We start from the raw sequence: 19,180 nt of genomic DNA on the forward strand, positions 1-19,180 counted from the left end.
GACTCTCCTCGCCGCTTACTGTTCGAGTTCGGCGAGAATCGTCGACGACGCGTACACCTTTTCGCCGATCGACACCCGCGCCCGGCTGCCGAGCGGCAGATACACGTCGACGCGCGAACCGAATCGGATGAACCCGTAGCGCTGGCCGCGCGCGAGCGGCTCGCCGGCGCGCACGTAGCAGAGGATCCGGCGCGCGATGAGGCCCGCGATCTGCACCGACGTCACGGTATGGCCGCTGCCCGTCTGGATCACGACCGCGTTGCGCTCGTTGTCGGTCGACGCCTTGTCGAGATCGGCGTTCAGGAACGCGCCCGGGAAATACTGGACCTTGCTGATCGCGCCGTCGACCGGCGAACGCTGCGAGTGCACGTTGAACACGTTCATGAACACGCTGATCTTCAGCGCGTCACGATCGGCGTACGGATCGCGCGTCGTTTCCACCGCGACGATCCGGCCGTCGGCCGGGCACAGCACCGCGTTGGCCTGCGACGGAATCGGCCGCGCGGGATCGCGGAAGAACTGCACCACGAAGGCGAGCAGCAGCCAGAACAGCAAGGCGACGAGGCCGAACCCGAAGACAGCCTGGACCAACAGCGCAACGGCGGCGGCGATCGCGATGAACGGCCAGCCTTCGCGCGCGATGATCGGATGAGGGTAGTTCATGGAGTGGTTCTTTGAATTGCAAAGCCCGTAGGATAGCAAAAGCCGCCCGCGGCACTGCGGCCTTTGGGCGGCTTTTTGATGCCGACCCTCCGTTTCCGGGGGTCGGATGTGTTCGATCGCTTAGTTCTTCGACTGGTCGACGAGCTTGTTCTTCGCGATCCACGGCATCATCGCGCGCAGCTTCGCGCCGACCTGCTCGATCTGGTGCTCGGCGGTCAGGCGGCGGCGCGACTGCAGCGTCGGCGCGCCGGCCTTGTTCTCGAGAATGAAGCTCTTCGCGTACTCGCCCGTCTGGATGTCGTGCAGGCACTGCTTCATCGCCTTCTTCGTCTCTTCCGTGACGACGCGCGGGCCGGTCACGTACTCGCCGTACTCGGCGTTGTTCGAGATCGAGTAGTTCATGTTCGCGATGCCGCCTTCGTAGATCAGGTCGACGATCAGCTTCAGTTCGTGCAGGCACTCGAAGTACGCCATTTCCGGCGCGTAGCCCGCTTCCACCAGCGTCTCGAAGCCGGCCTTGATCAGCTCGACAGTGCCGCCGCACAGCACGGCCTGTTCGCCGAACAGGTCGGTTTCGGTCTCTTCGCGGAAGTTGGTCTCGATGATGCCGGCACGGCCGCCGCCGTTCGCCGCCGCGTACGACAGCGCGATGTCGCGCGCCGCGCCCGACTTGTCCTGCGCGACCGCGATCAGGTGCGGCACGCCGCCGCCCTGCGCGTAGGTGCCGCGCACGGTGTGGCCCGGCGCCTTCGGCGCGATCATGATCACGTCCAGATCCGCGCGCGGGACCACCTGGCCGTAGTGGACGTTGAAGCCGTGCGCGAACGCGAGCGCTGCGCCCTGCTTGATGTTCGCGTGCACTTCCTTCGCGTAGACCTCGGCGATCTGCTCGTCGGGCAACAGCATCATCACGACGTCGGCGCCCTTCACCGCTTCCGCCACTTCCTTCACCGTGAGGCCCGCGTTCTCGGCCTTGCTCCACGACGCGCCACCCTTGCGCAGGCCGACCGTCACGTTCACGCCGCTGTCCTTCAGGTTCAGCGCGTGCGCATGGCCTTGCGAGCCGTAGCCGATGATCGTGATCTGCTTGCCCTTGATGAGGGAGAGGTCAGCGTCTTTGTCGTAGAAAACTTTCATGATGGTTCCTTCGCTTATTCAGTAATGGTTCAAATCAAATGGGGTGCTGCGACCGGGACACGACGGTTTGCCCGGCTTCGTACGATCCGGCGGGCGTCACACCTTCAGGATGCGCTCGCCGCGGCCGATGCCGGAGCTGCCGGTACGCACGGTCTCGAGGATCGCGCTGGCGTCCAGCCCCTGGATGAATGCGTCGAGCTTGTCGCTCGCGCCCGTCAATTCGATCGTGTAGGTCTTCTCGGTCACGTCGATGATGCGGCCGCGGAAAATGTCCGCCATCCGCTTCATCTCCTCGCGCTCCTTGCCTACTGCCCTGACCTTGATCAGCATCAGCTCGCGTTCGATGTGGGCACCGTCGGTCAGGTCCACCACTTTCACCACCTCGATCAGGCGGTTCAGATGCTTCGTGATCTGTTCGATCACGTCGTCGGAGCCAATGGAAACGATCGTGAGCCGCGACAGCGACTGGTCTTCGGTCGGCGCCACCGTCAAGGTTTCGATGTTGTAGCCTCGCGCGGAAAACAGGCCGACGACGCGCGACAGCGCGCCCGGTTCGTTTTCCAGCAGCACGGAAATGATGTGTCTCATGTTCGCTTGTTCCCGGTTCATTCTCGACTCGCCAGATTCGCCCGCGCCCCGGCGGCCCGCCCTTCGTGAAGGCGGGCGCGGCGGCGCGGCGCGCCGTTACAGGTCTTCCGACCCGAGCAGCATCTCGGTGATGCCCTTGCCGGCCTGAACCATCGGCCAGACGTTCTCGGTCGGATCGGTCTGGAAATCGAGGAACACGGTGCGATCCTTCAGACGCAACGCTTCCCGCAGCGCCGGCTCGACGTCCGCGCTTTTCTCGATCCGCATCCCGACGTGGCCGAAGGCCTCGGCGAGCTTCACGAAATCCGGCAGCGCATCCATGTACGAATGCGAATAGCGCTTGCTGTATTCGATCTGCTGCCACTGGCGCACCATGCCCAGGTAGCGGTTGTTCAGCGAAATGATCTTCACGGGCGTGTCGTACTGCTTGCAGGTCGACAGCTCCTGGATGCACATCTGGATCGAGCCTTCGCCTGTGATGCACAGCACGTCGTCGTCCGGGTGCGCCATCTTGACGCCCATCGCCGCCGGCAGGCCGAAGCCCATCGTGCCGAGGCCGCCCGAGTTGATCCAGCGGCGCGGCTGGTTGAAGCGGTAGAACTGCGCCGCCCACATCTGGTGCTGGCCGACGTCGGAGCACACGAAGGCGTTGCCGCCCGTCAGCTCCCACGCCTTCTCGACCACGTACTGCGGCTTGATGATCTCGCTCTCGCGGTCGAACTTCAGGCAGTCCTTCGCGCGCCAGCCCTCGATGTCCTTCCACCATTGCGCGAGCGCCTCGGTGTCCGGGCCGTGGTCGGCCGTCTGCAGCTGCTCGATCAGTTCCTTCAGCACTTCCTTCACGTCGCCGACGATCGGGATGTCGACCTTCACGCGCTTGCTGATCGACGACGGATCGATGTCGATGTGGACGATCTTGCGCGGCCGCGACGCGAAGTGCGCCGGATCGCCGATCACGCGGTCGTCGAAGCGCGCGCCGATCGCGATCAGCACGTCGCAGTGCTGCATCGCCATGTTGGCTTCGTAGGTGCCGTGCATGCCGAGCATGCCGAGGAACTTGCGGTCCGACGCGCGATAGCCGCCCAGGCCCATCAGCGTGTTGGTGACCGGGTAGCCGAGCAGGTCGACGAACTGGTTCAGCTCGCGCGACGCATCGGCGAGGATGATCCCGCCGCCCGTGTAGATGTACGGCCGCTTGGCCGACAGCAGCAGCGACACGGCCTTGCGGATCTGACCCGAATGGCCCTTCGTGACCGGGTTGTACGAACGCAGCGCGACGCTCTTGACCGGCGTGTATTCGCACGGGGTCTTCGAGATGTCCTTCGGGATGTCGATCAGCACCGGGCCGGGACGGCCGGTACGGGCGATATAGAACGCTTTCTTGACGGTTTCGGCCAGGTCGCGCACGTCCTTCACGAGGAAGTTGTGCTTCACGCACGGGCGCGTGATGCCGACCGTGTCGCATTCCTGGAATGCATCCTGACCGATCGCGGCGGTCGGCACCTGGCCACTGATCACGACGAGCGGGATCGAGTCCATGTAGGCGGTGGCGATGCCGGTGACCGCGTTGGTGACGCCGGGGCCGGAAGTGACGAGACAGACGCCGACCTGGCCGGTGGAGCGCGCATAGGCATCCGCCGCGTGCACGGCCGCCTGTTCGTGGCGCACCAGCACGTGCTGGATCTTGTCCTGCTTGTACAGCTCGTCGTAGATATAGAGAACCGAGCCGCCGGGATATCCCCAGACGAATTCGACCTGTTCGTCGGCCAGTGCCTTCATCAGCACGGTGGCGCCAATCGAGCCGGTTTGCGTAGGGGAAAGGGGTTCCGACGTGGAGAATTCCGCGCTGGGCATGTTCATCTTGAACCTTTCAAATTTTCGGCAAAAAATTGATCGGGTGCTCTCTGCTGGGCTTGTGGCTCAGGTTCAAGCGGCGCGTCCAGTTGAATGGCGGGCTTCTTGGGCCTGCCTCAAATGTGACCATCACTTATGTTGCGAACTGGCAACGATAGCGGCTCGCACGCGGCTGGTCAAGCACAAAATCCCGCACTGCATCAAGGGCCCGGAACCCTTGCCGGACGGGCCGTGGGGCCGGACCCGGGCCCGCCGCGCGCTGATCGGGATGCCCTCCGGCCCAAAATTTGTTAGCATCCGCCAGTTTTACTGAATTTTTCGACCTATTCGCCGCGGGCGCGAGAGCGCAGACCTTTCACGGAATGGCATCAGACAAGGAACTCGCCGACTTCCTCGCGGGCGTCGAAAGGCGCGCGTTCAAGCAGGCTGCTTACGCCGTGCGCGACGACGACGCATCGCTCGATATCGTGCAGGACGCGATGATCAAGCTCGCGGAAAAATACGGCGACCGGCCGGCCGGTGAATTGCCGCTCCTTTTTCAGCGGATCCTCCAGAACGCGATCCACGACTATTTCCGCCGCCAGAAGGTGCGCAATACGTGGGTCAGCCTGTTCTCGTCGCTGAACAACACCGACGACGACGAATTCGACCCGCTCGAAACCCTCGAGGCGCAGGACGGCGGCGCCGGCGTCGAAAGCAGCGAAACCCGCCTCGAACGGGAGCAGGTGCTCGCGCTGATCGACGGCGAGATCCAGAAGCTTCCGGCGCGTCAACGGGAAGCGTTCCTGATGCGTTATTGGGAAGATATGGATGTCGCCGAGACAGCCGCCGCCATGGGGTGCTCCGAGGGCAGCGTCAAGACGCATTGCTCCCGAGCCACTCATGCGCTGGCGCAAGCGCTCAAGGCCAAAGGAATCACGCTATGAGCTCCGCTCCCGCTACGAAAGAACTCGAATTCGCCCTGAAGGTGCGCCGCGCGCTCGACGAGCAGGCTGCCGCGCTGCCCGCGTCGACCGCCGAGCGCCTCGCGCGAGCGCGCCGCGCCGCGCTCGCGCGCAGGAAGCCCGAGGCGGCGCTGGTGCTGGTGCCCGCGTTCGCGGGCGGCGCCAGCACGCTCGGCCTGCCGTTCGGCGAAGCGCCGCGCCCGGCCTCGCTCGGGCGCCGGCTGCTGCGCGCCTGGCCGCTCGCGCTCCTGCTCGCCGGCCTGGTCGGGATCGCCTACTGGGAAGATCAGCAGCGCACGGCGGAGCTTGCGGACATCGACGCGGCCATGTTGAGCGACAACCTGCCCCTCGACGCGTATCTCGACCACGGGTTCAACGCGTACCTGTCTCACAGCCACTAACCGCTACACGAGGACCGCACGGGTGAGTCAGAAACGGGGACTGGCCGTCTTTTTCGGATCGGTGATCGCGCTCGTCATCGCGTACGCCGCCACCTACCCGCGCTTCCACCCGCAACCGGCAGCCGTCGCCGTGGCGAGCGCGCCGGCGCTGGCCTCGGCCGCGATCGCGCTGACCACCGAGTTTCCCGCGCTGCCGTCGCAAAGCCCGCTGTCGTGGGCGCGGCTTTCGCCCGCGCAGCGCGTCGCGCTCGCGCCCTTCGAGAACCAATGGGACGCGTTCAGCGACGCCCGCAAGCGCAAGTGGCTCAAGATCGCCGCGCGTTTCTCGAAGCTCTCGCCCGACGCGCAAAAGCGCCTGCACGAACGCATGAGCGAATGGGTGACGATGACCCCCGAGGAGCGCCGCGTCGCGCGCGAGAACTACCAGGCCTCGAAGGACCTGCCCGCGCAGGCGCGCGAGAAGGCCTGGAAGGCCTATCAGCAGTTGCCCGAGGAACAGAAGGAAAAGCTCGCGCTGGTCGAGCGCCGCCGCCGCCCCACGGTCGTCAGCGCGCCGCCGACCGGCAAGAGCGATCGCGACATCAACCGCCTCGTCAACGCGCACGATCGCCCGGCGAGCGCCCCGGGCGCCGCGGCGCCGACCGTCGCGAGCGCGCCGGCGAGCGCGCCCGTGCCCGCCTCGGCCACGCCCGGCGCCGTCGTGGTGCCCGCGACGCCGATCCCGGTGTCGCCGTCCGAGGCGCCCTCGATCTTCAACGGCTCGTAAGCGGACGTGACGCCCGCCGTCGTCGCCGCCCCCACGCCCTGCGCGCCGCCCAGCGTGCGGCGCCGGCTTGCCGCGCTGCTCTACGAATGCGTGCTGCTGTTCGGCGTGGTGTTCTTCGCGGGCCTCGCGTTCTCGCTCGCGTTGCAGCAGCGCAACGGCCTCGTCCATCACAACCTGCTCGCCGCCTGGATCGCGCTCGTGGTCGGCGCGTATTTCGTGTGGTTCTGGACCCACGGCGGCCAGACCCTGCCCATGAAAACCTGGCGCCTGCGGCTCGTCGCCGCCGACGGCGCGCCGCTCTCGGTCGCCCGCGCGCTGGCCCGCTACGCGCTCGGCTGGCTGTGGTTCCTGCCGCCCCTCGCGCTGCATCCGCTCGCCGGCTTCAGCGTGCCCGCCACGCTGGGCTTCACGGCCGCCTGGATCGCGCTGTGGGCGCTCGCCGCCCGCCTGCACCCGACCCGCCAGTTCCTCCACGACCGGCTGGCCGGCACCCGCGTCGTCCCCGCGCCGCGCTAGCCTCCGTCCAATCCCTTCGCACCGCTAAGCGCCCTCCCCGCGCACGCCCGCCGCACGGGCCCGAGCGCCGTATTCCGTCGTAATAAGAACGTCTTGTGACTGTCATGGCACAGTCATCGCCGCATGGCGCAATGCCATCATGTCAACCGGCGCGAGTCATGCATGGGCCAGAAAACGTCCACGACCTCTTTCTTCCGTCACCCTGTCGGCCCCAGCGCCTTTCTGTCCGGTTCGGCCGTGCATGACGCCCTGGCGTCCGGCTCGCCGCCCGACGCCGCCGCCACACCGCACGACGAGCACGACCAGGCGACCCACCGCTATCGCACGATCTGGCTGTCGGACATCCATCTCGGCTCGAGCGGCTGCCAGGCCGGCTACCTGCTCGACTTCCTGCGCCACAACGAGTCGGAATACCTGTACCTGGTCGGCGACATCATCGACGGCTGGCAGCTGAAGAAAGGCTGGTACTGGCCGCAGGCGCACAACGACGTGGTGCAGAAGATCCTGCGCAAGGCGCGCAAGGGCACCCAGGTCGTCTACATCCCCGGCAACCACGACGAGGCCGCGCGCCAGTTCTGCGACCTCGCCTTCGGCGACATCCAGGTGCGCGGCGAGTCGTTCCACACGACGCTCGGCGGCAAACGTTTGTGGATCGTGCACGGCGACCTGTTCGACGGCGTGATCCAGCACGCGAAATGGCTCGCCTACCTCGGCGACACGCTGTACACGCTGATTCTCGTGCTGAACCGCTGGTTCAACCGGATCCGCAGCCGCCTCGGCTTCCAGTACTGGTCGCTGTCGCAGTACCTGAAGCACCAGGTGAAGAACGCGGTGAACTTCATCTCCTCGTTCGAGCGGGTGATGACCGACGAGGCGCGCCGGCGCGGCTGCGACGGCGTCGTCTGCGGCCACATCCACAAGGCGGAGATCCGCGACATCGACGGCGTGCTGTACTGCAACGACGGCGACTGGGTCGAAAGCCTCTCGGCGCTGGTCGAGACCATGGAAGGCGAACTGAAGATCGTCTACTGGACCGTCGTGCACGCCCCGCCCGTCGCGCTGCCGCGCAAGACGAAAGCCACTGCCTGACCCTTTGGAGGAGCGCCGCGATGAAAATCATGATCGTCACCGATGCGTGGGAACCGCAAGTCAACGGCGTCGTGCGCACGCTCAAGAGCACCGCGCGCGAGCTGACCGAACTCGGCCATCGCGTCGAACTGTTGACGCCGCTCGAGTTCCGCACGATTCCCTGCCCGACCTATCCGGAGATCCGCCTGTCGCTGCTGCCGTACCGGCGGCTGCGCGCGCGGATCGACGAATTCGCGCCCGACGCGCTGCACATCGCGACGGAAGGGCCGCTCGGCCTCGCCGCGCGGCGCTACGCGCGCGGCCGCAAGCTGCCGTTCACGACCGCCTATCACACACGCTTCCCCGAATACGTGCAGGCGCGCTTCGGCGTCCCGCTCTCCGCCACCTACCGCTTCCTGCGCTGGTTCCACGGCGGCTCGCGCGCGGTGATGGCACCCACCCCGGTGGTGCGCGACGACCTCGAGCACTACGGTTTCCGCAACGTCGTGCTATGGACCCGCGGCGTCGACCTCGAGATCTTCCGGCCGATGGAGTCGAAGGTCCTGAACACCGCGCGGCCGATCTTCCTGTATGTCGGGCGGGTCGCGATCGAGAAGAACGTCGAGGCCTTCCTGAAGCTCGACCTGCCCGGCTCGAAGTGGGTCGCGGGCGAGGGGCCCGCGCTCGCCGAGCTGAAATCGCGCTATCCTGAAGCCAATTACCTCGGCGTGCTGACCCAGGCGGAGCTTGCCAAGGTATACGCCGCCGCCGACGTGTTCGTGTTCCCGAGCCGCACCGATACCTTCGGGCTCGTGCTGCTCGAGGCGCTCGCCTGCGGAACGCCCGCCGCCGCCTATCCGGTGACGGGCCCCGTCGACGTGCTGGCCGACGGGGGCGCGGGCGCGATGCACGAGGACCTGCGCGAGGCCTGCCTCGAAGCGCTCAAGATCGACCGCGGCGCGGCGCGCGCGTGGGCCGAGCGCTACTCGTGGCGCGCCGCGTCCGAGCAGTTCGCCTCGCACCTGAAACCGTTGCCGCGATCCGCCCAGCCGCAACCTGAAGGCGCTGCCGTTTGAAACCTGCGATGCGCGCGAAAGCGCCCTCCTCCCCGAGACTGCGCGAGCCGGCCGGCGCCGCGCAGACCGCGCGCGACGCGGACGACGCCCACGAACCGCTCGGTCCCGACGATCCGCTCGCGCCGCTGCCGCCCAATCCGTACAAGGGCAACCGCGGCCTGACGCGCGCCTGGTACGCGCTCAAGCATTCGGTCAACGGCTTTCGCGTCGCGATCCGCGAGGAAAGCGCGTTCCGCCAGGAGCTGACGCTCGCGGCGATCCTGCTGCCGATCGGCGCCTTCGCGCCCGTCACGCCGGTCGAGCACGCGCTCCTGATCGGCTCGGTGCTGCTCGTGCTGATCGTCGAGCTGCTCAATTCGAGCGTCGAGGCCGCGATCGACCGCATCTCGCTCGAACGCCACGAGCTGTCCAAGCGCGCGAAGGACTTCGGCAGCGCGGCGGTGACGGTCGCGCTGTGCGCCTGCCTGACCACCTGGGGCTTCATCCTCGGCCCGCCCGTCTGGCACTGGTTCGCGCGCTGAGCCCGCCGCGCGGGGCACCGCCCGGGTATGCCCCCATCACGAAATACCCCGGTGCTGCAAAAGCCCGGTTTATAATCGTCTGATAGTCTCAAAAAACAGCAACCCGAGCCGGACGAATCACGCAGCATCGATTGCAGCGCCCGCCAGTCCGGCAAACCCAGGGCCGGACGACATGGAAGCGAAACCTCCCCGCCGCACGCGCGAACGGATTCTTGAGTTGTCGTTGAAACTCTTCAATGAGATCGGCGAGCCGAACGTCACGACCACGACGATCGCCGAGGAAATGGAAATCAGTCCAGGCAACCTGTACTACCATTTCCGCAACAAAGACGACATCATCAACAGCATCTTCGCGCAATTCGAACAACAGATCGAACGGCGCCTGCGTTTTCCCGAGGATCATCGGCCGACGATCGACGAGACCTGGTCGTACCTGCAGTACATGGCCGATTTCATGTGGACCTACCGGTTCCTGTATCGCGACCTGAACGACCTGCTCGCGCGCAACCGCACCCTCGAAACGCACTTCAAGCAGATCATCAGCCACAAGGTGCGCTTCGCGCGCGAGATGTGCGAGCTGCTCGTGTCCGACGACGAACTCGTCGCGACGCCGGCCGAGATCGAGGTGATCGCCACCAACATGGCGGTGATCTCGACCTACTGGCTGTCCTATCAGTACGTGATGCATCCGCGCAAATACAACGACCAGGACGCGATCCGCGAGGAACTGCACCAGGTCAGCATGCACGTGATCTCGGTGATGGCGCCGTACCTGCGCGGCCGCTCGCGGCAGATCTTCGACGACCTGGTGTCGGGCAAGCTGCCCAAGCGCGAATTCACCGACTACCTGCCGCCGCGCGACGGTTCGCCGCGCAGCGCCCCGAAGGATTCGAAGCAATGAAGTCTGTGTGCATCTATTGCGGCTCGTCGCCCGGCAGCCGCCCGGTTTACGCGGACGCCGCGCGCGCGCTCGGGCGCGCGCTGGCCGAGGCCGACCTCACGCTGGTCTACGGCGGCGGTCGCGTGGGCCTGATGGGCGTGGTCGCTGACGCGGTGCTCGCCGCCGGCGGGCGCGCGATCGGCGTGATCCCCAAGCTCCTCGTCGACAAGGAAGTCGGCCACACCGGCCTCACCGAGCTGCACGTGGTGCCCGACATGCACCATCGCAAGAAGATGATGGCCGACCTGTCCGATGCGTTCGTCGCCATGCCCGGCGGCGCGGGCACCCTCGAGGAGTTCTTCGAGGTCTACACGTGGGCGCAGCTCGGCTATCACCGCAAGCCGGTCGCGCTGTACAACATCGAGGGCTTCTACGATCCGCTGGTCGCGCTGCTGCGCCACACGGTCGACGAAGGCTTCATGCAGCCGACCTATTTCGACACGCTGTGCATCGACACCGCGCCCGCCCCGCTGATCGCGCAGCTGCGCCACTACCAGCCGCCGGCGCGCGACAAGTGGGAAGCCGCGCCGCCGCAACCCGCCTGACCCCGCGCACCATCGCGCAGCCTCTCCCGGGAACCCGCACATGACGCCAGCCCTCCGCAAGGTCGTCCTCATCACCGGCGCGAGCCGCGGCATCGGCCGCGCCGCCGCGCTGCTCGCGGGCGGACGCGGCTGGGCGGTCGGCGTCAACTACGCGCGCGACGAAGCCGCCGCCCGCGACACCGCCGACGCGGTGCGCGCGGCAGGCGGCGACGCCTGCCTCGTGCGCGGCGACGTCGCCGTCGAAGCCGACGTGATCGCGATGTTCGACGCGGTCGAGGCCGCGTTCGGCCGCCTCGACGCGCTCGTCAACAACGCCGGCATCGTCGCCCCGTCGCTGCCGCTCGCCGAGATGTCGGCCGAGCGCCTCGCGCGGATGTTCGACGTCAACGTGCTGGGCGCCTACCTGTGCGCGCGGGAAGCCGCGCGCCGCCTGTCGACCGACCGCGGCGGCCCCGGCGGCGCGATCGTCAACGTCTCGTCGATCGCCGCGCGGCTCGGCTCGCCGAACGAATATGTCGACTATGCGGGCTCGAAGGGCGCGGTGGACACGCTCACGCTCGGCCTCGCCAAGGAACTCGGCCCGCGCGGCGTGCGCGTGAACGCGGTGCGGCCGGGCCTGATCGATACCGAGATCCATGCGAGCGGCGGCCAGCCGGGCCGCGCCGAACGGCTCGGCGCGCAGACCCCGCTCGGCCGGGCCGGCACCGCGCGGGAGGTCGCCGAGGCCATCGTGTGGCTGCTCGACGACGCGGCCTCCTACGTGACAGGCACGCTCGTCGACGTCGGCGGCGGCCGCTGAGGGGCGGCGGCGCCCCCCTGCCTGACAAGCGCCTGACGTTGCCGCGCAGCAACAAAACTACACAATCCTCACCAATCTCCACGATTTCGCAACGTTTCCTGTAAACAACGGTAATAGTTCCGTGGTCTACTAGCGACCATCGCGGCGTCGCCGCCGCGCGCTGTCATCGCCTTCCTCCGCGGCACCGCACGCCGGCAGGCCCATGCAGCCCGCCCGTCCTACACCAGAGATCCTTCCAGATGCAGGGAACCACAGCTCCCGGCCGGCGGCGCACGTCCGTGCCCGCGCAGGCCGATCCTGTCCGCTCGTCCGACGACGCCGCCACGCCGGCGCCGGCCAGCTTCGCCGCCGGCGCCCCCGCGACGGGCGCCGCGCCGCGCGCGATCTCGTGGTCGGGGCTGCGCGCCTGGCTGATCGTCGCCGCGCTGCTGTGCGCCTACCTGCTGCCGGGCGTGCTCGGTCACGATCCGTGGAAGCAGGACGAGACTTATACGTTCGGCATCATCCAGCACATGCTCGAAAGCGGCGATCTCGTGGTCCCGACCAACGCCGGCCAGCCGTTCCTCGAGAAGCCGCCGCTCTACGACTGGGTGGCCGCCGGTCTCGCCTGGCTGTTCGGCCGCTATCTGGCGCTGCACGACGCGGCGCGCCTCGCGAGCGCGCTGTTCGCCGGGCTCGCGTTCGCCTTCACCGCGCGCGCGGCGCGCGTCGCGACCGGCGCGCGCAGCTGGCACGCGCTCGACGTGATCGGTCCCGCCGCGTTGTGCGCGGGCACCCTCGTCGTGGTCAAGCACACGCACGACATGATGACCGACGTCGCCCTGATGGCCGGCGCGGCGATCGGCTTCTGCGGCCTGCTCGAACTGGTGCTCCAGCGCGTGCGCGACGCGCGCGCCGACGCGCTCGGCGAGCCGCGCCGCCCGGCCGGCCGCTTCGCCGCGCTGCTGTTCGGCGCGGGCGTCGGCATCGCGCTGATGTCGAAAGGCCTGTTCGTGCCGCTCGTGTTCGCGGCCACCGTCTGCGCGGTGCTCGTGCTCTACCCCGCCTGCCGCAGTCGCGCGTTCTTCAAGTCGCTCGGCATCGCCGCGCTCGCGTGCGCGCCGTTTGCGCTGATCTGGCCGACCGCCCTGTTCCTGCGCTCGGAATCGCTGTTCCTCGTGTGGTTCTGGGAAAACAACGTCGGCCGTTTCTTCGGCTTCTCCGTGCCGATGCTCGGCGCCGAGAACGACAAGCCGTTGTTCATCTGGCGCGCGATGCTGACGGTCGGCTTCCCGGTCGGCCCGCTCGCCGTCGTCGCGCTCGCGCGCGGCGCGTGGCGCGACTGGCATGCGCCGCGCATCGCGCTGCCGATGGTGTTCGCCGCGGTCGGGATGGTCGTGCTGCATATGGCCGCGACGTCCCGCCAGCTCTACATCCTGCCGTTCATCGCCCCGCTGTCGCTGGTCGCCGCGCAAGCGATCCCGCGCCTCCCGCAACGCCTGCACACCGGCTGGGACTACCTGAGCCGCGCGCTGTTCGGCGCCACCGCGGTGCTCGCCTGGCTGATCTGGTCGCTGATGGCCGATCCGAGCGCGTCGCACGCGAGCCTGAGCTGGCTCGGCCGCTGGCTGCCGCTCGACTGGACGATGCCGATCGAACCCACGCTGGTGATCGCCGCGCTCGCGCTGACGATCGGCTGGCTGTGGCTGCTGCCGTCGCTGCGCCTCGCCGGCAAGTGGCGCGGCGCGCTGTCGTGGGCCGCGGGCGTGCTGCTCGCGTGGGGGCTCGTCTACACGCTGCTGCTGCCGTGGCTCGACGTCGCGAAGAGCTACCGCTCGGTGTACGACGACCTGAACCGCCATCTCGCGATCGAATGGAATGACGGCGACTGCATGGCGAGCCTCGGCCTCGGCGAATCGGAAGCGCCGATGCTGTACTACTTCTCCGGGATTCTCCATGCGCCGCTCGGCCAGCCCGATGCACGCGCGTGCACCTGGCTGATCGTGCAGGGCCTGCGCGCGCAGGCCCCGACCCTCGATCCGGAATGGAAGCCGTTTTGGTCGGGCGCGCGCCCCGGCGACAACGAGGAGCTGCTGCGCGTCTACGTACGCACGCCCGCCGCGTCGCACTGACCCGGCTGCACGCCCCGCCCGGCCGCCCTCACCTGCTGCCGGGCTTTTTTACGTCCGCGTCGTCAGAACGACGAACCGGGTTCGCGCAGGAAGGCCTGCTCGGCGTCGCTCGACGGCCGGCCGAGGATCGCGTTGCGATGCGGGAAACGGCCGAAGCGCGCGATCACGTCCGCGTGCTTGAGCGCGAAGTCGTGGTAGCCCGCGCACCCCGCCTCGTGGCGGATCTGCTCGCACAGGCGCACCGCCTCGCGTTGGCTGGCGGCCGTCTCGTCATGCTCGAACGGCAGGTAGGCGAATGCGCGCTGATGCGGATTCGGCAGGAGGCGGTCGTGACCGCGCTCGACCAGCGCGCGCGCCCGGGCGAGCGCGGCGGCGTCGGCGGCGAACGCGCGCGGCGTACCGCGATGGATGTTGCGCGAGAACTGATCGAGCAGCACGATCAGCGCCAGCGCACCGAGCGGCGTATCGCTCCAGGCATCGCACGCGCCCTCGCGGGCCGCATCGAGCAACGCGCCGAAGCGCTCGCGCAGCGTCGCGTCGAGCGCGGGGCCGCCGTCGAACCAGATCTTGCGTGCAGCGCCGAAGGCCGCCTCGTGCGGCGCGCCGAACCAGAAGTCAAGCACCTCGCGGGCGCGTGGATCGAGCGCCGCATGATCGCTGCGCCAGTCGTAGTCGTTGCGCTCCATCATTCGACCAGCTCCAGGACGAGACGACGCGTGCGCGCACTCTTCTTCTCGAGCTTCGCGACGCGCAGCGTGCCGACCTCGCCCGTATCGCGCACGTGCGTGCCGCCGCACGGCTGCAGGTCGACTGACTCGATTCTCAGCAGGCGCACCCGGCCGAGACCCTGCGGCGGTTTCACGCTCATCGTGCGCACCAGCTCGGGCCGGGCCGCCATGTCCTCGTCGGTGATCCACTCGATCGACACCGGGTGCCGGCCGCGCACCAGCGCATCGAGGCGCGCCTCGACGTGCGCGCGCTCGATCGGCTCGACCGTCGCGAAATCGATCCGCACATAGTCCGCCGTCACGCTGCAGCCGTCGACCGGGTACGGCAGCACGGCGCAGGCCAGATGCCCCGCCGTATGCAGGCGCATGTGCCGGTGCCGGCGCGCCCAATCGATCTCGGCCACCACGCGTTCGCCCGGGCTCAAGCCCGCGAGCAGCGCGTCCTGGTCCGGCGCGGGCACGTGCAGCGCATCGTCGGGCGTCGCGCCCTCGAAGCGCGCCTTGTGGGTGTCCGCGATCACGATCACCGTGCCGTCGGCGCGCGTCAGCGTACCGCTGTCGCCCGCCTGGCCGCCGCCGAGCGGATAGAACACCGTCTGGTCGAGCCGGATGCCGGTCTCGTCGACCGCCGTCACCGTCGCCTCGCAGCGCAGCAGGTAGGCGTCTTCGCGGAACAATGCGCGCGTCGTCATGGTCGTGCCTCGTCGATCGTGGGGAGAAAGGTCCAGCCTAGCGCGCGCGCCGCGCCGGCGACAGGCTCGGCCTGCGCGCCGCGCGGCGGCGGCGTGCCGGTGAATCAACCGGGCCGGTTGCGCATCCAGTCAGCCGTCTCGTAAAAGGAATGCATGAGCCGCACCCGCAGCGGCTCGTCGAGCCCGCCGTCCTCCATCGCCCAGGCCATGCAGCGCAGCCATTGATCGCGCTCCGACGAAGCGATCGGGAACGGCAGGTGACGCGCCCGCAGGCGCGGGTGCCCGAAGCGGCTGATGTAGTGGTCGGGACCGCCGAGCCAGCCGCACAGGAACCAGAACAGCTTGTCGCGCGAGCCGTCGAGCGACGGCGGATGCAGCGCGCGGATCCCGGCGAACTCGGGTTCGAGGTCCATGAGGTCGTAGAAGTGGTCGACCAGCTCGCGCACGCGCGCCTCGCCGCCCACGAGTTCGAACGCCGTCGGTTGCGACGGCGCGTCTTCGGTTACATCGGTCATACGAAATTCGTCCTGCCCTGCAAAAAAACGTCAACGATACCGCAATGCTCACGCATCGCGCAGCGATTGCAGCGCCGGCCGCGCCAGCACGCGACGCAGGCCGAGCCAGCCGGCGAGCCCCGCGCAGGCCACGCCGGCCGCGATGCCGGCCGGCACCAGCCACGGATTGAACACGAGCTGGAAATCGAACACGCGCGTCGCCAGCACGCTGCCGATCGCGATGGCGCCCGCGGCCGCCATCGCGCCCGCGAGCACGCCCACCACGATGAACTCGGCGCGCTGCACCGCGCCCACCTGCGCACGCGAGGCGCCGAGCGCGCGCAGCAGCGCGGCCTCGCGCATCCGCTCGTCGCGGGTCCCGGCCAGCGCCGCATACAGCACCAGCACGCCGGCCGCGAGCGTGAAGCCGAACAGGAACTGCACCGCGCCGATCACCTGCAGCAGCACGCGCTGCAGCTGCGCGAGAATCGGCGCGATGTCGATCGCGGTGATGTTCGGGTATTGCACGATCAGGCTGTCGAGCGCGCGCTGTCGGCCCGGCGGCAGGTGGAAGCTCGTGATGTAGGTCGCCGGGAAATCGCGCAGCGCGGCGGGCGGCATCAGCACGAAGAAGTTGACCTTGAACGAGCCCCAGTCGAGCTTTCGCACGCTCGTGACCGGCGCTTCCACCGTGAGCCCCGTAACGTCGAAGCGCAGACGGTCGCCGGGCTGCACCCCGAGCGTTTTCGCGAGGCCCGCCTCGATCGAGATCTGCGGCGTATCCGTCGCCCCGTACCACGCGCCGGCGGTGATCCGGTTGTCGTCGGGCAGGCGCGTCGTGTAGGACAGGTTGAATTCGCGGTCGACCAGGCGGCGCGCATCGTCGCGCTTGTAGTCGTCGGGATTCACCGGCTTGCCGTTCACCGCGACCAGGCGGCCGCGCACCATCGGCTCGAGCGCGACCGCCGCCACGCCGTGCGCGCCCAGATAGGCCGCGACCGCATCGTGCTGGTCGGGCTGGATGTCGATCAGGAACTGGTTCGGCGCGTCGGGCGGCGTCGATTGGCGCCAGCCCGCCACGAGATCGTTGCGGGTGACCGAGATCAGCAGCAGGCACATCAGGCCGAGCGCGAGCGCGGTGATCTGCAGCGCGCTCGCCGCCCCGCGCCGATGCAGCGACGCAAGCGCATAGCGCCAGCCGAACCCGGCCGCGACCCGGCCGCCCCGCACGGCGCGCGCGCCGGCCAGCAGCGCGAGCCGGGCCAGCAGCGCGAACAGGACGAGCCCGCCCGCGAAGCCGCCCGCGACGATCAGCCCAAGCTTCAGATTGCCCGCGGCCAGGATCAGCAGCCCCGCGAACAGCGCGACGCCGAAACCGTAGCCAAGCCATGCGATGCGCGCCGCGTCGCCCCACTCGCGGCGCAGCACGCGCACCGGCGGCACGCGCGTGAGCGGCACCAGCGGCGGCAGCGCGAAACCCAGCAGCAGCACGAGCCCCGCCGCGATGCCGACCGCCGCGGGCCAAACCGTCGGCGCCGGCAGGGCCACCTCGATCAGGCTGCCGAGCGCGCCCAGCAGCACCCGATGCCCCGCGTAGCCGAGCGCCGCGCCAAGTAGGCCGCCCACGAGCCCCAGCAGCGTGAACTCGATCGCGAACAGCGCGCCCAGCGTGCGGCGGCTCGCGCCGAGGCAGCGCATCGCCGCGCAGCCGTCGAGATGCCGCCGCATGTAGCGCTGGGCGGCCATCGCGATCGCCACCGCCGCGAGCAAGGCGGTCAGCAGCGCGACGAGCGTCAGGAAATGACGGGCGCGATCGAGCGTCTGGCGCACCTGCGGCTGCCCTTCCCGCAGCGATTCGAGCGCGACGCCGCGCAGCCGGCCGCCGTCGACGCGCGCATGCGCGTAGCGCTCGAAGCGGCCGATCGCCGCCTCGCCGCCGGCGACGAGCAACCGATAGGTCACCCGACTGCCGTAGGCGATCAACCCGGTGGACGCGAGTTCGTCGTCGCGCAGCATCACGCGCGGAGAGAAGTTGACGAAGGAAAAGCCGCGATCGAGCTCGCGGGCGATCGCCGCGCTCACCACGAACGTGCGGCTGCCGACCCGCAGCGGATCGCCGACCCGCAGATGCAGCGCATCGAGCAGCGCCGGATCGGCCCACACGGTGCCGGGCGCGGGGATCGCCGCGGCCGGGCGCGCGGGCCGGTTGGCGCCGTCCTCCAGCTCGACCGCGCCCCGCAGCGGATAGCCCGTCGACACGGCCTTCACGGCCGCGAGCCGTGAGGCGCCGTCGGCGCCCGGCGTGCCGACCATGCTCGGAAACACCGCGGTGGTCGCGGTGCGCAGGCCGAGCGCGCGCGCCTGTTCGGTGAAGGATGGATCGAGCGGGCGGTCGCCGCGCACGATGAAATCGGCGCCGATCATCTGGCGCGCGTCGCGCTCGAGCCCCTGGCGCAGCCGGTCGGCCAGGAAACCGACGCTGGTCAGCGCGGCCACCGCGAGCACCAGCGCGACGATCAGCAGGGTCAGCTCGCCCGCGCGCCAATCGCGCCGCGTCATGCGCACGGCCTGCCGCAGCAGGTCGCCCCAACCAAAGCGGCGGCCGCGGCCGGCCGCCGTCCCTTCAACGTGCCGCGTCAATCGCGCTTGCTCCCGAATGAATTGAGGCGCGACACCATCTGGTTCGCCATGCCCCGGAACCCGCCCGACACGCCGCGCCACAGACGCGGCAGCGCCCACACCGAGAACGCGACGAAACCGATCATCAGCACGATGAACAGCAGCGGAACGAAGAAGGCGAGCGCGAGCCCGCCGAACACGAGCCCGTCCTCGGTCGTCGAGGCGATCCAGTTCGAGATCGGCTCGGGGGACAGATTGATCAGCGCGCGCGTGCCGGCCTTCGCGATATGCGCGGAACCGGCCAGCGTCCCACCCGCGAGGCCCGCGACCGCGAGCACGGCCGGATCGGCATGGCCGAGCGACGCGGCGGCGAGCACCGCGCCGGCGGGAATCCGGATGAAGGTGTGGATCGCATCCCACAAGGAATCGAACGCGGGGATCTTGTCGGCCAGGAATTCGGCGACCGCGAGCACCGCGGCGGCGCCGATCACCCACGGCGAGGTGAGCACGGCCAGCGTGTCGGGCAGGTGGACGAGCCCGAGCCGGGCCAGCACGCCGGCGATCAGCACCGTCAGATAGAGGCGCAGACCGCTCGCCCACGCGAGCCCCGCGCCGAGCGAAATGGCTTCAACCATGTGCCGCCTCCTTGCGCGTCACGCGCGTTCGCCGAAAAGCACCGGGCCCGGCCCGTGAACCGGCCGGCCCCGCGCGGTCACGC

Annotated in this window: 20 protein-coding genes; 11 read left to right on the forward strand and 9 right to left on the reverse strand. The window is 68.9% G+C overall.

Annotated elements, in window-relative coordinates; all coding sequences use genetic code 11:
- Positions 1-15: 15 nt before the first annotated feature.
- From Bsp3421_RS24425 to Bsp3421_RS24440, 4 genes are all read right to left on the reverse strand, one after another.
- Positions 16-663, reverse strand: a complete 648-nt coding sequence (locus Bsp3421_RS24425) for a phosphatidylserine decarboxylase (RefSeq protein WP_274004164.1) — start codon at positions 661-663, stop codon at positions 16-18.
- Between the two features lie 120 nt (positions 664-783).
- Positions 784-1,800 (reverse strand): ketol-acid reductoisomerase, encoded by a 1,017-nt coding sequence (ilvC, locus tag Bsp3421_RS24430; protein WP_274004165.1) that lies wholly within the window; start codon positions 1,798-1,800, stop codon positions 784-786.
- A gap of 96 nt (positions 1,801-1,896) precedes the next feature.
- Positions 1,897-2,388: an acetolactate synthase small subunit gene (gene ilvN / locus Bsp3421_RS24435; RefSeq protein WP_160926171.1), complete on the reverse strand. Its 492-nt coding sequence runs from the start codon at positions 2,386-2,388 to the stop codon at positions 1,897-1,899.
- A gap of 96 nt (positions 2,389-2,484) precedes the next feature.
- Entirely contained in the window at positions 2,485-4,248 is a 1,764-nt protein-coding gene (locus Bsp3421_RS24440) for an acetolactate synthase 3 catalytic subunit (protein ID WP_274004169.1), read from the reverse strand.
- A gap of 356 nt (positions 4,249-4,604) precedes the next feature.
- Here Bsp3421_RS24440 and Bsp3421_RS24445 point away from each other — a divergent pair, with 356 nt between their 5' ends.
- From Bsp3421_RS24445 to Bsp3421_RS24495, 11 genes are all read left to right on the forward strand, one after another.
- The gene (locus tag Bsp3421_RS24445) at positions 4,605-5,168 is read left to right on the forward strand and encodes an RNA polymerase sigma factor (RefSeq protein ID WP_274004339.1); all 564 of its coding nucleotides are present in this window, start codon (positions 4,605-4,607) and stop codon (positions 5,166-5,168) included.
- A complete protein-coding gene (locus Bsp3421_RS24450) occupies positions 5,165-5,587 on the forward strand; it encodes a DUF3619 family protein (RefSeq protein ID WP_274004170.1) in 423 nt (140 codons plus the stop codon). Before Bsp3421_RS24445 ends, Bsp3421_RS24450 begins: the two co-directional genes overlap by 4 nt.
- A 22-nt stretch (positions 5,588-5,609) precedes the next feature.
- Positions 5,610-6,353 carry a DUF3106 domain-containing protein gene (locus tag Bsp3421_RS24455; RefSeq protein ID WP_274004172.1) on the forward strand — a complete coding sequence of 248 codons (744 nt, stop codon included), beginning with the start codon at positions 5,610-5,612 and terminating at the stop codon, positions 6,351-6,353.
- Positions 6,354-6,359: 6 nt separating this feature from the next.
- Positions 6,360-6,869, forward strand: coding sequence for an RDD family protein (locus tag Bsp3421_RS24460; RefSeq protein ID WP_274004173.1), 510 nt, complete (start codon positions 6,360-6,362; stop codon positions 6,867-6,869).
- A gap of 162 nt (positions 6,870-7,031) precedes the next feature.
- Positions 7,032-7,958, forward strand: coding sequence for a UDP-2,3-diacylglucosamine diphosphatase (locus tag Bsp3421_RS24465; protein ID WP_274004175.1), 927 nt, complete (start codon positions 7,032-7,034; stop codon positions 7,956-7,958).
- Positions 7,959-7,978: 20 nt separating this feature from the next.
- Positions 7,979-9,013, forward strand: a complete 1,035-nt coding sequence (locus Bsp3421_RS24470; RefSeq protein WP_274004177.1) for a glycosyltransferase family 4 protein — start codon at positions 7,979-7,981, stop codon at positions 9,011-9,013.
- An 8-nt stretch (positions 9,014-9,021) separates the two neighbouring features.
- Positions 9,022-9,534, forward strand: coding sequence for a diacylglycerol kinase (locus Bsp3421_RS24475; RefSeq protein WP_274004178.1), 513 nt, complete (start codon positions 9,022-9,024; stop codon positions 9,532-9,534).
- Positions 9,535-9,706: 172 nt separating this feature from the next.
- The gene (locus Bsp3421_RS24480; RefSeq protein WP_274004180.1) at positions 9,707-10,435 is read left to right on the forward strand and encodes a TetR/AcrR family transcriptional regulator; all 729 of its coding nucleotides are present in this window, start codon (positions 9,707-9,709) and stop codon (positions 10,433-10,435) included.
- Positions 10,432-11,019, forward strand: a complete 588-nt coding sequence (locus Bsp3421_RS24485; protein WP_274004181.1) for a TIGR00730 family Rossman fold protein — start codon at positions 10,432-10,434, stop codon at positions 11,017-11,019. The genes Bsp3421_RS24480 and Bsp3421_RS24485 overlap by 4 nt, the downstream gene beginning before the upstream one ends.
- Before the next feature lie 40 nt (positions 11,020-11,059).
- Positions 11,060-11,818 carry an SDR family oxidoreductase gene (locus tag Bsp3421_RS24490; RefSeq protein ID WP_274004182.1) on the forward strand — a complete coding sequence of 253 codons (759 nt, stop codon included), beginning with the start codon at positions 11,060-11,062 and terminating at the stop codon, positions 11,816-11,818.
- 239 nt (positions 11,819-12,057) lie between these two features.
- Positions 12,058-13,929 (forward strand): ArnT family glycosyltransferase, encoded by a 1,872-nt coding sequence (locus Bsp3421_RS24495; RefSeq protein WP_274004183.1) that lies wholly within the window; start codon positions 12,058-12,060, stop codon positions 13,927-13,929.
- A 62-nt stretch (positions 13,930-13,991) separates the two neighbouring features.
- Here Bsp3421_RS24495 and Bsp3421_RS24500 read toward each other — a convergent pair whose 3' ends face one another.
- The 5 genes from Bsp3421_RS24500 to Bsp3421_RS24520 form a co-directional block, all read right to left on the reverse strand.
- Positions 13,992-14,618 carry a DUF924 family protein gene (locus Bsp3421_RS24500; protein WP_274004184.1) on the reverse strand — a complete coding sequence of 209 codons (627 nt, stop codon included), beginning with the start codon at positions 14,616-14,618 and terminating at the stop codon, positions 13,992-13,994.
- The gene (locus Bsp3421_RS24505; protein ID WP_274004186.1) at positions 14,615-15,349 is read right to left on the reverse strand and encodes an alanyl-tRNA editing protein; all 735 of its coding nucleotides are present in this window, start codon (positions 15,347-15,349) and stop codon (positions 14,615-14,617) included. The genes Bsp3421_RS24500 and Bsp3421_RS24505 overlap by 4 nt, the downstream gene beginning before the upstream one ends.
- A gap of 104 nt (positions 15,350-15,453) precedes the next feature.
- A complete protein-coding gene (locus Bsp3421_RS24510; protein WP_274004187.1) occupies positions 15,454-15,864 on the reverse strand; it encodes a group II truncated hemoglobin in 411 nt (136 codons plus the stop codon).
- Between the two features lie 48 nt (positions 15,865-15,912).
- On the reverse strand, positions 15,913-18,483 hold the full coding sequence (locus tag Bsp3421_RS24515; protein ID WP_274004189.1) for an ABC transporter permease: 2,571 nt from the start codon (positions 18,481-18,483) through the stop codon (positions 15,913-15,915).
- Positions 18,480-19,097 carry a DUF4126 domain-containing protein gene (locus Bsp3421_RS24520; protein ID WP_252983452.1) on the reverse strand — a complete coding sequence of 206 codons (618 nt, stop codon included), beginning with the start codon at positions 19,095-19,097 and terminating at the stop codon, positions 18,480-18,482. Before Bsp3421_RS24520 ends, Bsp3421_RS24515 begins: the two co-directional genes overlap by 4 nt.
- Between the last annotated feature and the right edge of the window lie 83 nt (positions 19,098-19,180).

Source organism: Burkholderia sp. FERM BP-3421, assembly GCF_028657905.1.
Lineage (GTDB): Bacteria > Pseudomonadota > Gammaproteobacteria > Burkholderiales > Burkholderiaceae > Burkholderia.